This is a genomic window from Pseudomonas sp. TE3644 (genome assembly GCF_056278815.1).
Map to the genome: position 1 here is coordinate 3668816 of NZ_JBWBQF010000001.1, position 13289 is coordinate 3682104.

Genomic DNA, 13289 nt, shown 5'->3' on the forward strand with positions numbered 1-13289 from the left:
GCAAAAGTCGCGCCCCTGTAGCCGCTGCCGCCAGGCTGCGCTGGCCCTGATCCTCACGGCAGATTCCCAGTGTACTCAGGGGCCAGCCCAGCCTGCGGCAGCGGCTACGGGGTTACGCCGGTTGGGTTTTCTTGCCCAGCACCAGGCTCAATACCAGCAACCACGCCACCGACATCACCGCCCCGCCCGCCAGCAAGCTCGCGCTGATTGCGGTGCGATACAGCTCGGTCAGTTGCGCCACATCCGCCCCCGCCGTCGCCCCAAGCCCCTGGGGCAGGGTCAGCGACATGCCTTGCAGCGCCGCCGGCAGCTCGGCCAGCTCACGGCGCAGGGTGAAGCTCATGATGCCCCCCGCCACCGCCACACCCAGCGCCGCCCCCAGCGAACGGCAGAACGACAGCCCCGCCGTGGCCGCCCCCATGACCTTGAGCGGCACGGCGTTCTGCACGATCACCGTGGCGTTGGGCATGCCGATGCCCATGCCCGAGCCCAGCACGCCCATGGCGAACAGGAAGTAGCCGGCCCCCAGCTTGTGCTGGGCAAAGACCAGCAGCAGGAACAGGCCGATGGCTTCAAGCCCCACCCCCAGCAACAGCAACGTCGCCTGGTTCTGCTTGCGGGTGGAAATGGCGCCGCCGGCAAACGAGCTGATGACCATCATCACCACCTGCGGCAAGGTCATGATGCCGGACTCGGTCGGCGTCTGGTGCAGCACCGCCTGGTAGTACAGGGGCATGAACACCAGCGAGCCCATCATGGCAAAGGCCATGGCCGCCATGGCGGCGACGGCGATGGAGTAGCGACGGTTGGCGAACAGGCGTGGGTCGATGATCGGCTCAGGTGCCTTGTGCTCCACCCGGTACAGCAGGGCAAAACCGCACACCGCCACCAGCCCCAGCACCCAGGTGCTCCAGGTATCGACCTGCCCGGCCACCGAGAACGAATGGGTGAGCAGCAACAGCGCCGAGGTGGCCACGCACAGCACCGCCGCACCGCGGTAGTCGACCTTGACGCTGGCCTGGCGCTTGATGGCCGGCAGGTTGATCATCAGCCCGACGATGGCCAGCGCGCCCAGCGGAATGTTGATCAGGAACACCCAACGCCAGCTCCACTGGGTGGTGATGAAACCGCCCAGCAGCGGGCCGGCTGCAGCGCTGACGGCGAAGGCGGCGGAGAACAGCCCCTGGTAGCGGCCACGCTCGCTGGGCTTGACCACGCTGCCGATGACGACCTGTGACAGCGTCATCAACCCGCCTGCGCCCAGCCCTTGCAGGCCGCGAAAAGCAATGAGCTGCCCCATGCTGGTCGCCAGCCCGCACAGCAGCGAGGCGCCGACAAACACACCGATGCTGATCAGAAACAGCGGCCGCTGCCCGTACAGGTCCGATAGCTTGCCGTACAGCGGCGCGCCGATGGTGGACGTCAGCATGAACAGGGTCACCACCCAGCTCATGCCTTCGATGCCTTTCATTTCGCTGGCGATCACCGGCAAGGCGGTGGCGACGATGCTCTGGTCCAGGGCGGCGAGGATCATGGCCACCAGCAGCGAGGCCAGCAGCCAGAAGCCTGGCGAGGTGGCGGCGGCGATGGTCGGTGTATCGGTGGTGGTCGGCGAAGACAACAGACAGTCCCTCGAAAGTGGGTAAAGGCGCGGCCGTCGATTTAGCCTTGCCGGACACCGGTCTGACAAGGCTGTCGGTGAAAGCTCCGCTTTTTCTGCACATTTGCGCGGCCTGGCGGCCCGTTCCCTGTAAACTCGCTAGCCCGTTTCCGCCACAAGACGCACACCATGGACGCCCATTCGCTGCTCACCTACCTGCTGGTCGCCAGCATCGCCATCGCCAGCCCCGGGCCGGCCACGGTGATGGCGCTGCACAACAGCATCACCTACGGTCCCAAGGCCACGTTATGGTCGTCGCTGGGCAATGCCAGCGGGCTGTTCTGCCTGTCGGCGGCGGCCATGCTGGGCCTGGGCGTGTTGATCGCCAGCAGCGAAGTGGTCTTCAACATTGTCAAAGTCGGCGGTGCCTGCTACCTGTTCTTCCTGGGGGCCAAGCAGTTGTTCGGCAAGGGCCCGTCGCTGGCAGTCGCCGCCGAGCATGACGGCCCGCGCCTGGCGCCGCCGCGTCTGAAGTTGTTCAAGTCGGCGTTCCTGACTGCGGTCAGCAACCCCAAGGCGACGATGTTCTTTACCGCACTGTTCCCGCAGTTCATCGATCAAAGCGGGCCGCTGCTGCCGCAGTTCATGGTCCTGACCTTGACCTTCATGGCGCTGTCGGTGACCTCGCTCAGCCTCTATGCGCTGCTGGCTTCACGCGCCAAAGGCGTGCTGACTCGCCCGCGCTTTGCGCGCTGGGTGAGCCGCACGGTCGGCGCCACGTTCATCTTCTTCGGCTCGGCCATCCTGACCATGCGCCGCCAGACGGCTTGATCAGCCCTTCAAGCCCAGCAACGCCGCGCACAGCACCAGGAACAGGCAGAACAGTGTGCGCAGCGTTCGCTCGGGCAGGCGATACGCCACTTTCACGCCCCAGCTGACACTGACCAGCCCGCCGAGTGCCATGGGCACGCCCATCAGCCAGTTCACGTGATGATGCACGGCGTAGGTGACCAAGGTGATGCCGGTACTGGGCGCCGCCAGCGCCAGGGACAAGGCCTGGGCCGTCACCTGGCTGGCGCCGAATACGCTGGTGAGCACGGGCGTCGCCAGCACCGAACCGCCCACGCCGAAGAACCCGCCCAGCACCCCGGACCCACCGCCCAGCGCCAACAGCGCCTTCCAGCTGGCGCGCACCTGCCCGTTGCCCTGGGGCTTGGGCAGGAACATTTGCGCGTAGTTGTAGGCGGCCAGCACCAGCATGAACACGGCAAAGCCGATGCGCATGGCAGTGGGGTCCAGGCCCACGGCGATCAACGAGGCAAGCCCTGCGAACACCACGCCACCCGCCGCCAGCGGCAGCGCCTGGTGAAAGTTGATCGGCGTGCGCTGGTGGTAGCGCCACATGGCCAAGAGGATATTGGGCACCACCATCACCAGCGCGGTGCCCTGGGCCAGTTGCTGGTCCATGTGGAAGAACAGCGCCAGCACCGGGATGGCGATCAGCCCGCCGCCGATGCCGAAGATGCCACCCACGGTCCCCATGGCGGCGCCCAGCGCCAGGTACATCGCCCACTCCATCATGTCACCCGCTTCTAACGATTCGGCCGCGACCTTACTGCAGGTGGCGCCCAACAACAATCATCAACATCAGGGCGTGACGTCCAGCAGCGGAATGGTCGGGATGGCCCAGGCGCCCCCTGCCCTGCGTTCCGGGCCCGGCACCACGCAGGCGGTGCGCCCGGTGAACTCGCGGGCCAGGCGCGCTTCGTCGATGCGCCAGCCGCGTTGCTCCAGCTCGCGCAGGCGCTGGCGGAAGGCAATCTGCAGGCCGTCGGACTTGACCGAGACCTCCTGTTGCCAGGTATCCGGCACGCGCTCGGGGCGCACCTTGCGCAGCACTTCGTGATCCTGCTCGAAGATGCGCAGGTTGCTGGCGATGGTGCGGCGGTCGAACAGCGGCGAGCGCAGGAAGGTGCGGCCCATCATCCACCAGGTGCGCGTGCGGTTGGCCGACACCGGCACGTGGGCGGAGACGATGTGAATCTTCCAGCCCTCGCGCGGCGTCAGCTCCAGCGTGGCGCAAGGGCCGGAGAAGTGATAACCGGGCACCGTGGTGACCTGCACGTGTTCGCCGGTGGGCGTGCGCCGCAGCCAGCCCTTGCGCACCGGGCGGCGCATGGTCATGTGGGCCTGGCCGCTCCAGTCTTGACGCTGTACCTCGAAGGCGTCGATCTGCGGGTGGTCGGGGTCGCCGAACGTAGAGCCATGGACGAAGGGCGCATGGGCGAAATCCAGGCCGTTTTCCATCACCCGGTCCCAGCTGGCGTCCCAGTCGAAATGGCCGGACACCACCCGCACGGCGGGGTCATCGACCCAGGCCAGGTCGGGCAACGGCGGCCGCTCGGCCTCGGGCAGGTCACCCAGGAAGGCCCAGATCCAGCCGTGACGTTCGACCGTCGGGTAGGCGTCCACACGCGCTTTCACCGGCACCCGCGCGTCGGGCTGGGCGGGGATATGCGTGCACACGCCATGCTGGTCGAAACGCCAACCGTGATAGGGGCATTGCACGCTGTGGCCGACCTTGGCACCGGCCGACAGCGAACCACCACGGTGCACGCAGATGTCGGACAGCAGCCGCGCCCGGCCGTCCTGATCACGAAAGGCCACGAACGGCTGGCCCAGCAGTTGCACCGGCGCCAGGCCATCCTGCAATTGCGAGGAAGGCAGCACCACATACCAGAGATTTGTCAGCATGGAGACGATAGAACCTGAAGAGAGACGGCAAGATTACCCCTTCGACAACGCCGTTGCGAATTGACTCCCCACCCGCCGCTGCCCCAGAATGGCCGCCTGTTTTCGCGGATTTGCTGCACATGCCCCGTGCCCACCACCCTTTCCAGGCACTGCCCCCCTGCATGACCGACGCCGGCCTGAGCCGTCGCCGCAGCGTGCTGTTCGCGTTCACTTTCTCCCCGCCCCTGCACCACGCCTGACACCCCGGCCAGCCTCGCCCCTCTGAACCCGCGCGGCTTGCCCCTGTGCGCGCACGTCCTTGCCTGCGCGCTGCGTCGATTGTTTGCGTGGACTGATCATGAACCGCTTGACCCTGCCTGTACTGTTGTTCGTCGCCGCCGTGACCGGCATCTGCCTGGGCGCCACCGCGCCGCTGACCGCCTTGCGCCTTTTGGAAGGTGGCGCCAGCGCTGCGCAGATCGGCATCATCTCGGCGCTGCCGGCCATCGGCATGATGCTGGCCGCCGCCCTGTGCGCGCGACTGTCGCGGCACTTCCACCGCCGCGCGCTGTTCCAGGCCTGCCTGGCGTTGTGCCTGGCCAGCGTCGCCCTGCTGGAGCCTGCGCGCGGCTCGCTCTATGGGCTGGCCGGACTGCGCTTGGGCATGGGGCTGGGCATGGGCCTGGTGATCATCCTCAGCGAAGCCTGGATCAACGAGCTGAGCAGCGACCAGCGCCGGGGCCAGTCGATCGCGGTGTACACCACCGCCTACACCGGTAGCCAGATGCTGGGGCCGTTGTTGATTTCGCTGCTGGGCACCGACGGGCCGCACGTGATCATTGCCGTCAGCGCGGCGCTGGTGCTGGCCTGGCTGGCGCTGCTGGGCCTGGACCGCAATGACGCGGCGGTGCCCGACGAGCACAGTGCGCGCAGCTTCTCGCTGCTGGGTTTTGTGCGCCTGGCGCCGACGCTGTGCATGGGCGTGCTGTTTTTCTCGTTCTTCGACAGCGTGATATTGGCGCTGTTTCCGGTGTACGCCACCGCCAACGGCTTCGGCCCGGCCGAGGCGGCGCTGATGGTCAGCGTGATCCTGCTGGGCGACATGTGCCTGCAACTGCCCCTGGGCTGGCTGGCCGACCGCGTGCCGCGCGCCGCCCTGCACCTGGCGTGCGGGATGTGCGTACTGGTGATCGGCGCCAGCCTGGCGTGGCTGATCGGCGGCAGCGCCTTGCTGTGGCCCACGCTGTTCCTGCTGGGCGCGGCGGCGGGCGGTACCTATACCCTGGCCATCGTGCTGATAGGCGAACGCTTTCGCGGCCAGGACCTGGTGACCGCCAATGCCGGTGCCGGCTTGCTGTTCGGGCTGGGCAGCGTGCTGGGGCCGGTGGTCAGTGGTGGGTTGATGCAGGCCAGCAGCGCGGGGTTGCCGCTGGCGTTGTCGGTGGCGGCGGGGGTGTTCGTGTGTTCGGCGGTGGGTGGGGTGTGGCGGGTGCGGGGGCGGTTGGCGGCGTCTTGATTGCCTGCCCCCCCTTGAGGGCACCACACATCTGATGCCTGGCCAACAAGGCTAAAACCTCGGTCCATCAGGCCATGGTACGTTGCAACAAATGTGGGACCGGGCTCTGCCCGGGAAGCGCCGCGCGGGCGGCGCTCGATCTCAAGAACGCTACAACACCCCAAGACATGCACCTCGAACATCCAACACGATCTGCGTAGCCGCTGCCGCCAGGCTGCGCTGGCCTTGTGCCTCGCTGCACATCTCCAGGGTTCACACCGGCCAGCGCAGCCTGGCGGCAGCGGCTACGGGATCGCGTCATGGCCTCCTGGGGCTAGTCGAGGTTTTTATGGCGCTCTTGAGATCGAGCGCCGCCCGCGCGGCGCTTCCCGGGCAGAGCCCGGTCCCACATTTGTTGCAACGTACCATGGCCTGACATACCGAGGTTTTAGCCTTGTGTGCCCGGCGATGAATCGGTGTCGCCCCAACCGATTCCGCATTGGAATACCCCCATGAAAACCCCGCATTTCCCTTTCCCCCACGCCTCTCGTAGCCTGTCCCCTCACCCACCCGCACAAGGAACCGCGCCATGAGTCAGCCCCCGCTTCGCCTGTACGTCGACGCCCAGTTCAGCAGCCCTTACGCGTTATCGGCGTTCGTGGCCCTGAAGGAAAAGAACCTGGCGTTCGAACTGCTGCCCGTAGATCTTGAGACCCACCAAAACCAGGCAACCGACTACACCGCCCTGTCCCTGACCCAGCGCGTTCCAACCTTGGTTCATGGTGACTTCGCGCTATCGGAATCGTCGGCCATCACCGAATACCTGGACGCCGTGTTTCCCGACCAACCGGTCTACCCTGCGGCCGTCGAACAACGCGCCCGCGCCCGCCAGGTGCAGGCATGGCTGCGCAGCGACCTGCAGGCCATCCGCCAGGAGCGCTCGACGCTGGTGGTGTTCTACGGGCACAAGGGGGCAACCCTCTCGGAACAGGCGCAGGCAGCAAGAGACAAGCTGTTTGCGGCCGCCCAGGCCCTGTTGAGTGATGGCCGTGAGTACGTGTGCGGGCAATGGTCGATTGCCGACGTTGACCTTGCGCTGATGCTCAATCGCCTGATTCTCAACGGTGACGCCGTGCCCGCGCCGCTGGTGGCGTATGCCGAACGCCAATGGCAGCGCCCCTCCGTGCAAGCCTGGCCAGCACTGAACCCGTAAACGGCGTCGTCTGCATCGCGACCAAGGTCGGCTCCTACGCCGTCCGTGGTGTCCGTGGCAGGAGCCGGCCTTGGCCGCGATGCAGGCGACGCCGTCCTGTAGCCGCTGCCGCCAGGCTGCGCTGGCCAGCGCAGCCTGCGGCAGCGGCTACAGGCTTGGCGTGGGCGGGCGGATCAGCCTAAGATACGCCCCCCCTTGCCGGACGGTCGCATGACCCCTACCCGCCGTATCAGCCACTGGCTTGCCTGTTTCGCCGTGCTGGTCAACCTGTTGGCCATGCCGTTGCATGCCCGGCAAATGGCGCAGATGGAACCGATGGCCGACGACTGCGGCATGCCTGGCATGCACGCCAGCCATGACGATACCCGCCGCCTGATCGACGTGCTCGACCCCCACCCGCACAAAATGCAGCACGGCGACTGCTGTTGTTGCGGTGCCGGCGGCATGGCCGGGCCCACATCGAACCAGTGGCAGGCGCCGGCACCGCGCTACGTCGCCCAAGCCCCACTCACCCATGCTTCAGTACCCAGCCTGGCGCCACGCTTTCGCTGGACCAGCCTCAACCCCCGCGCCTCCCCGCAGTCCTGAGCGCTCCCCCGCCCCCTGATCAGCACACCGCCAGCCCCCCCGGGGCCTGCGCGCGCGTGCACGACTCTTCACTTGGCTCACCAGGAACCGTGAACCATGGCTTTTCAACGCCGCAATAAAACGGCGCGGCCTTCGCGCGCCCGTCAAACCTGCCTGTTCATCACCGGCGCCCTCAGCGCCGCCCACGCCTTCGCCGGCACTGCCCAGGACTCGGCCCTGACCCTGGGCACCGTCACCGTCAACAGCGCCCAGAGCGGGCCGCTGTCCACCACCAGCGTGCTCAGCTCAGTGGATATTCTGGGCGGCGATGTGATCGAGAAAATGCCCGTCACCTACAGCTGGGAACTGTTCAGCCGCGTCCCCGGCGTCGAACTGACCGAGTTCAACCAGGGCACCACCTCCGGCAAGATTTCGTTTCGCGGCTTCAACGGCGAAGGCGAAGTCAACGCCGTGAAGCTGTTGATCGACGGCATCCCCAGCAACAGCAACGACGGCAACATGCCGTTCATGGACATGGTGTTCCCGCTCGACATCGACAACATCGAAGTGGTCCGCGGCACCAGCGACCCGCGCTACGGCCTCAACAACATCGCCGGCAACGTCAACATCAACACCCGCATCGGCGGCGACTACACCAAGGCTCGGGTGCGCTACGGCAGCTACGGCACCCGCGAAACGCAACTGGCCAAAGGCATCGAAACCGCCAACTGGACGCAGAACTACTTTCTGGCCTACCAGAAGTCCGACGGCTACCGCGACCACGCCGACCAGGACCGCGTGTCGGTGGCCGGCAAGTGGTTCTACACCCCGGACGACGAGGCCTACCGCATAGGCCTGATCCTGCGCCACTACGAAGGCCAGGCCGATGAGCCGGGTTACCTGACCGGCAGCAACGCCCACAGCCACCCGACCATGACCAACCCTTACAACGACACCGACCAGGGCACCCGGCGCATGAACAGCGCCAGCCTGCACTTGGACACGGACGTGGCACCGAATGTGTCCCTATCAGCCAAGGCCTACCTCAACACCTTCGACGACCGCCGCTGGACCCGCTACTGGAGCACCAGCACCCAGCAGGAACGCGACGCCTACGAAACCCAGTACGGCGCCATCACCTCCCTGACCTGGCGCCCGCAGGTGGACTGGCTGCACGCCCTGGCCCTGGAAAGCGGCTTGGACACCCAGCGCCAGCAGAACGTCAGCGAGCGCTACAGCACCGTGGAACGGGTGCGCACCGCCCAGACCCGCGACCAGCATTTCGACTTCAACACCGTGGGCGGCTACGTGCAGGCCGTGATCGAACCCACCGACACGCTGAAGATCATTCCCGCCTACCGCGTCGACAAGCTCAGCGGCGACTACACCGATGAGCTGACCGGGCTGAGCTACAACATGAACGACTACGGCCTGATCAAGCAGCCCAAGCTCAGCGTGGTGTATTCCCCCTGGACCGTGGCCAGCCTCTACGCCAACTGGGGCCGCACCTTCCAGGTGGGCACCGGTTCGTCTAGCTACAAGGTGCCGCCGCAGACCGACGACCTGGCGCCTTCGATCAACGACGGCTGGGAAACCGGTGTCAAGTTCACCCCGACCCGCTGGCTCGACGGCCGCCTGGCCTACTGGCAACAGACCGCCTCGGGCGAAGTCAGCCGCCGCCTCAACGACCCCACCGGCGCCTCCGACAACGTCGGCCGCACGCGACGCTGGGGCTACGACCTGCAGCTCAACCTGCACCCGGGCGAGCGCACCGAGGCCTGGCTGGCCTACTCCTGGCAGTACTCGAAAATCCTCAAGGCCGGCGCCACCTACCCGGACAGCGCGGGCAACGAGATCGACCACGTGCCGCACCACGTCTACAACGCCGGGGCCAGCTATCAGCTGACGCCGTCTGTGCAGGTCAGCGGCTGGATGAACGGGCAAAGCGATTACTACCTGGAGAAGAACAACACCCAAGGCCGCTATGGCGCCTACGTGCTGTTCAACCTGGGCGCCACTTGGAAGATCACCGAGCACCTGAGTGTCGACGTGCAGCTCAAGAACCTCGCCAACCGCTACTACGAGTACGTGTGGTACGACCCGGACGGCGCCCAGGCGGCGTTGCATTCGCCGGGTGACGGGCGCGCGCTGTACACCGGGCTGAGCCTGGACTTCTGACCGGGCCGCTGTAGCCGCTGCCGAAGGCTGCGCGGGCCCTGGTGTGCTCTGGAGATCTGCAGCGCATATGAGGGCCAGCGCAGCCTGGCGGCAGCGGCTACGGGCTGACGGTGTATGCATTCAGCAGGCGCTGGGTGTGCTAGCGTAAGCGCCTTTTCCAGAGGGCCCGCTGTTCCATGAAATGCATCGAAGGATCCGTAATCTCCCGCGACGGCACCTCCATCGGCTACCAGTGCTGGGGCGAAGGCCCGGCGCTGGTGGTGTGTCATGGTGCCTTCAGCCTGGCCCGGGACTGGACGGCGTTCGCCCGCCTGCTGGGCGACACCCACAGAGTCTACCTGTACGACCGGCGCGGGCGCGGCAGCAGCCCGTATGGCGAGGCGCCGCATTCCCTGGATGCCGAGCTGGATGATCTGGCCGCCATGGTCGAATTGGCCGGCAAAGGCGCGGCCGTGCTGGGCCACAGCTTCGGCGGCGGTTGCGCGCTGATGTATGCCCTGCGCGAGCGCTTCAAGGGCACGCTGGTGTTGTATGAGCCGATGAACTCCCTGCCGCGCAAAGCCAGCGACGGCCACCTGCCGCGACTGCAAGCGCTGGTCGCCGAAGGCAATCTGGAAGCCGCCACTGTGCACGCACTGACCCACATCGTGCGCATGAACCCGGCGCAGGTAGAGCAGATGAAGCACATCCCGCTGTGGCCGGCCATGGTCAGCACCGCACCGGCGTTCGTCAACGAAGCCGCAGCGCTGGACACCATCGCCCCGTCGCTGGAAGATTGCCGCACGCTCAAGGCGCGGCCGTTCATGCTGATCGGCGAAAGCAGCGACCACGACCCGTGCATCCTCTGCCCGGCCGCATTGGTCGACCGCCTGCGCGGCCTGACGCTGTACCCCATTCGCCGCCAGGGGCATGCCGCCTACCTGACCGATCCGGTACAACTGGTGCGCCTGGTGCGCCAGTGCCTGAGCGCCGACTGATACCGGAGCCCTGCAATGAAAATAGGCCTGATCGCCGACACCCACGGCCTGCTGCGCCCCGAGGCCGTGGCCGCGCTGCACGGCTGCGATCACATCGTGCACGCCGGGGATGTCGGCAAGCCGGAGGTGATCACGGCGCTGCAAGCCATCGCGCCGCTGACGGTGGTGTTTGGCAATGTCGACATCGACAAGGACTGGGCGCGTGAGCTACCCAAGACAGTGGTTGTCGAGTTGGGTGGCGTCAGCCTGCTGGTGACCCACGAAGCCTGCGACGTGCCCGTGCCGGCCGGTGTGCAGGTGGTGGTGACCGGCCATTCGCACAAGCCATTGATCGTGCAGCGCGACGGTGTGCTGCACGTCAATCCGGGCAGCGCCGGGCCGCGGCGGTTCAAGCTGCCGATCTGCCTGGCGCTGCTGCACATCGACGCCGGCCAGGCCAGCGCGCAGCGGGTGGACCTTATTTAGCCTTGCCCTCGCGTGGTTTGTAGAACAGGAACTCGGAGGTCTGGGCGGTTCGCAGGTATTTGCTGGCCCAGTCAGGTTTCACCTTGCGATCGTGAAAGTACATGGCGCCGTGGGTGGCGTCGGGCGACTGCTGGTTGAGCGCCTTGCGCGCGATCTCCTTGGCGATGCTATAGCGGTCAGCCTCCTGCACGTCATCGGAACGCCCGTCGCACCACCAGGAAAACTGGCAGACCTTCTTGTCCGCGCCTTCCTTCACCACCTCGCACACCGTGCCGGGGAAGCCCTCGTGGCCGACGCGATTGAGCACCACGTGGGCCACCGCGTCCATGTCGGCCGGGGTGCCGCCCTTGGCTTCCCAGTAGATGGTGCGCGCCAGGCAGGTCAAGGGTTCATCCACCGGCTTGGCGCCTGCCGGGTCAACGACCTGGGCTTCGGTCTTGGTGATGATTTCGGCCTTGGGTGGCGGGTCCTTGTCGGCGGCCTTCTGCTCCAGCACCTCGGCTTTCTCGATAGCCTTGGCGGGACTGGCGGGTGGATCGTCGGCCAAGCAAAGGCCCATGAACAACAGCATTGCACTGCCTGACAGCGTACTGAGCACACGCATGATTTGCCCCACCGAATGCACTACGAAAAGATCCGGCCTTTGCACCCGTTTGCCCCCGGTTCTGCGGGGCCATCGGGCCATTATCCTTATTGGTGAGATCACTGTAGCGGACAAACGCCAACCGCGCCGCCGCGCCAACATACGCCGCACCACAGTTCCCGTAGCCGCTGCCGCCAGGCTGCGCTGGCCCGTGTGAACCCTGTAGATCTTCTGCGAGGTACAGGGCCAGCGCAGCCTGGCGGCAGCGGCTACGAGGTTGGGGTGAGGCGCGGTGGCACCCCGCCAGCGCTGGGCTAAAATCACTCCTTACCCTCCCCCCAGTCGGTACCGCCGCCATGAGCACACTGACCTCCACCGCCCAGCCGCGCACGCGGCTGTTCTGGCTCAAACCCCTGGTGTTCGTGCTGGTGGCCGTCATCGGCCTGTACTACGTGAAGTGGTCGCCCTATTACCTCAAGTCCTTCGTGGCCGCGAGCAGCCACAGCATCGGCGGCTCGATCATCAACGACCACGCTGAAGACCCCGTCGCCGCCGCCCTGGCCTATGCCCAGGTGTACTTCCTGGCCATCTGGAAAGCCGCCGTGCTGGGCGTGCTGCTCGGTTCACTGGTGCAGGTACTGATCCCCCGCGACTGGCTGCTGCGCGCTTTCGGACGCGCCGGCCTGGGCTCCACCGTGCGCGGGGGGTTGTTCGCGCTGCCCGGGATGATGTGCAGCTGCTGCGCGGCGCCGGTGGTGGCCGGCCTGCGCCGTCAGCGCGTGTCGGTCGGGGCGGCGCTGGCGTTCTGGATCGCCAACCCGGTGCTCAACCCGGCGACGCTGATCTTCATGGGCTTCGTGCTGGGCTGGGGCTTCACCGTGCTGCGGATCATCGCAGGCGTGGTGCTGGTGGTGGGCGTCTCATTGTTCGCCCAGCGCATCGCCCGCCCCGACGTGTTGCCGGAACCGGCCGTGGAAGCGGTGGCCACCGTCACAGGCGTTGAACAAGGCAACCTGTTCGGCCGCTGGATGCGCTCGTTGTGGCACCTGTTCTGGACCACCATCCCCATCTATGTGCTGGCCGTGCTGGTGCTGGGCGCCGCCCGGGTGTGGCTGTTCCCCCACGTGGACGGCGCCATGGGCAATAACCTGGTGTGGCTGGTGCCGCTGGCGGTGGTGGGCACCTTGTTCGTGATACCCACCGCAGCGGAAATCCCCATCGTGCAAACCCTGATGACGTTGGGCCTGGGCACGGCGCCGGCGGTGGCGCTGCTGATGACCTTGCCTACCATCAGCCTGCCGTCGATGCTGATGCTGCGTAAGTCGTTTGATCGCCGGGTGCTGGCGACGGTGGCGTTGCTGACCATGCTGGTGGGGATTATCAGCGGTTTGATCGGTGCTGTGGTGCTGTAATCATACCGCCGCCGCTACGGACGGCGTCGTCTGCATCGCGGCCAAGGCCGGCTCCTACCACGGACG

Annotated in this window: 12 protein-coding genes; 8 read left to right on the forward strand and 4 right to left on the reverse strand. The window is 66.5% G+C overall.

Annotated features, from left to right (window positions below; genetic code table 11):
- Window positions 1-112: 112 nt before the first annotated feature.
- The gene (locus tag ACZ9GA_RS16050) at window positions 113-1621 is read right to left on the reverse strand and encodes a DHA2 family efflux MFS transporter permease subunit (protein ID WP_457361747.1); all 1509 of its coding nucleotides are present in this window, start codon (window positions 1619-1621) and stop codon (window positions 113-115) included.
- Between the two features lie 168 nt (window positions 1622-1789).
- Between ACZ9GA_RS16050 and ACZ9GA_RS16055 the strand changes: the two genes are divergently transcribed.
- Window positions 1790-2431 carry a LysE family translocator gene (locus ACZ9GA_RS16055; protein WP_457361746.1) on the forward strand — a complete coding sequence of 214 codons (642 nt, stop codon included), beginning with the start codon at window positions 1790-1792 and terminating at the stop codon, window positions 2429-2431.
- Here ACZ9GA_RS16055 and ACZ9GA_RS16060 read toward each other — a convergent pair whose 3' ends face one another.
- Entirely contained in the window at window positions 2432-3181 is a 750-nt protein-coding gene (locus ACZ9GA_RS16060) for a sulfite exporter TauE/SafE family protein (protein WP_457361745.1), read from the reverse strand.
- A gap of 66 nt (window positions 3182-3247) precedes the next feature.
- On the reverse strand, window positions 3248-4354 hold the full coding sequence (locus ACZ9GA_RS16065) for an aromatic ring-hydroxylating dioxygenase subunit alpha (protein WP_457361744.1): 1107 nt from the start codon (window positions 4352-4354) through the stop codon (window positions 3248-3250).
- 337 nt (window positions 4355-4691) lie between these two features.
- Between ACZ9GA_RS16065 and ACZ9GA_RS16070 the strand changes: the two genes are divergently transcribed.
- From ACZ9GA_RS16070 to ACZ9GA_RS16095, 6 genes are all read left to right on the forward strand, one after another.
- The gene (locus ACZ9GA_RS16070) at window positions 4692-5849 is read left to right on the forward strand and encodes an MFS transporter (protein WP_457361743.1); all 1158 of its coding nucleotides are present in this window, start codon (window positions 4692-4694) and stop codon (window positions 5847-5849) included.
- Between the two features lie 568 nt (window positions 5850-6417).
- On the forward strand, window positions 6418-7041 hold the full coding sequence (yfcF, locus tag ACZ9GA_RS16075; protein WP_457361742.1) for a glutathione transferase: 624 nt from the start codon (window positions 6418-6420) through the stop codon (window positions 7039-7041).
- A 210-nt stretch (window positions 7042-7251) separates the two neighbouring features.
- The gene (locus ACZ9GA_RS16080) at window positions 7252-7629 is read left to right on the forward strand and encodes a DUF2946 family protein (RefSeq protein ID WP_457361741.1); all 378 of its coding nucleotides are present in this window, start codon (window positions 7252-7254) and stop codon (window positions 7627-7629) included.
- A gap of 96 nt (window positions 7630-7725) precedes the next feature.
- On the forward strand, window positions 7726-9786 hold the full coding sequence (locus tag ACZ9GA_RS16085) for a TonB-dependent receptor (protein WP_457361740.1): 2061 nt from the start codon (window positions 7726-7728) through the stop codon (window positions 9784-9786).
- A 176-nt stretch (window positions 9787-9962) separates the two neighbouring features.
- Window positions 9963-10763, forward strand: a complete 801-nt coding sequence (locus ACZ9GA_RS16090; RefSeq protein WP_457361739.1) for an alpha/beta fold hydrolase — start codon at window positions 9963-9965, stop codon at window positions 10761-10763.
- A 15-nt stretch (window positions 10764-10778) separates the two neighbouring features.
- A complete protein-coding gene (locus ACZ9GA_RS16095; RefSeq protein ID WP_457361738.1) occupies window positions 10779-11228 on the forward strand; it encodes a metallophosphoesterase family protein in 450 nt (149 codons plus the stop codon).
- On the opposite strand, the gene ACZ9GA_RS16100 is transcribed toward ACZ9GA_RS16095, so the two are convergent.
- Window positions 11221-11799 carry a cell wall hydrolase gene (locus ACZ9GA_RS16100; protein WP_457363709.1) on the reverse strand — a complete coding sequence of 193 codons (579 nt, stop codon included), beginning with the start codon at window positions 11797-11799 and terminating at the stop codon, window positions 11221-11223. The genes ACZ9GA_RS16095 and ACZ9GA_RS16100 overlap by 8 nt on opposite strands.
- Window positions 11800-12167: 368 nt before the next feature.
- Here ACZ9GA_RS16100 and ACZ9GA_RS16105 point away from each other — a divergent pair, with 368 nt between their 5' ends.
- Window positions 12168-13223 (forward strand): permease, encoded by a 1056-nt coding sequence (locus ACZ9GA_RS16105; RefSeq protein WP_457361737.1) that lies wholly within the window; start codon window positions 12168-12170, stop codon window positions 13221-13223.
- Window positions 13224-13289: the final 66 nt, after the last annotated feature.

Excerpts from the sequence above, each read along its gene's own strand:
- ACZ9GA_RS16055 (WP_457361746.1), top strand. The coding sequence starts at position 1,790 with ATGGACGCCCATTCGCTGCTCACCTACCTGCTGGTCGCCAGCATCGCC.
- ACZ9GA_RS16060 (WP_457361745.1), bottom strand. The coding sequence starts at position 3,181 with ATGATGGAGTGGGCGATGTACCTGGCGCTGGGCGCCGCCATGGGGACC.
- ACZ9GA_RS16065 (WP_457361744.1), bottom strand. The coding sequence starts at position 4,354 with ATGCTGACAAATCTCTGGTATGTGGTGCTGCCTTCCTCGCAATTGCAG.
- ACZ9GA_RS16070 (WP_457361743.1), top strand. The coding sequence starts at position 4,692 with ATGAACCGCTTGACCCTGCCTGTACTGTTGTTCGTCGCCGCCGTGACC.
- yfcF (WP_457361742.1), top strand. The coding sequence starts at position 6,418 with ATGAGTCAGCCCCCGCTTCGCCTGTACGTCGACGCCCAGTTCAGCAGC.
- ACZ9GA_RS16080 (WP_457361741.1), top strand. The coding sequence starts at position 7,252 with ATGACCCCTACCCGCCGTATCAGCCACTGGCTTGCCTGTTTCGCCGTG.
- ACZ9GA_RS16085 (WP_457361740.1), top strand. The coding sequence starts at position 7,726 with ATGGCTTTTCAACGCCGCAATAAAACGGCGCGGCCTTCGCGCGCCCGT.
- ACZ9GA_RS16090 (WP_457361739.1), top strand. The coding sequence starts at position 9,963 with ATGAAATGCATCGAAGGATCCGTAATCTCCCGCGACGGCACCTCCATC.
- ACZ9GA_RS16095 (WP_457361738.1), top strand. The coding sequence starts at position 10,779 with ATGAAAATAGGCCTGATCGCCGACACCCACGGCCTGCTGCGCCCCGAG.
- ACZ9GA_RS16100 (WP_457363709.1), bottom strand. The coding sequence starts at position 11,799 with ATGCTGTTGTTCATGGGCCTTTGCTTGGCCGACGATCCACCCGCCAGT.
- ACZ9GA_RS16105 (WP_457361737.1), top strand. The coding sequence starts at position 12,168 with ATGAGCACACTGACCTCCACCGCCCAGCCGCGCACGCGGCTGTTCTGG.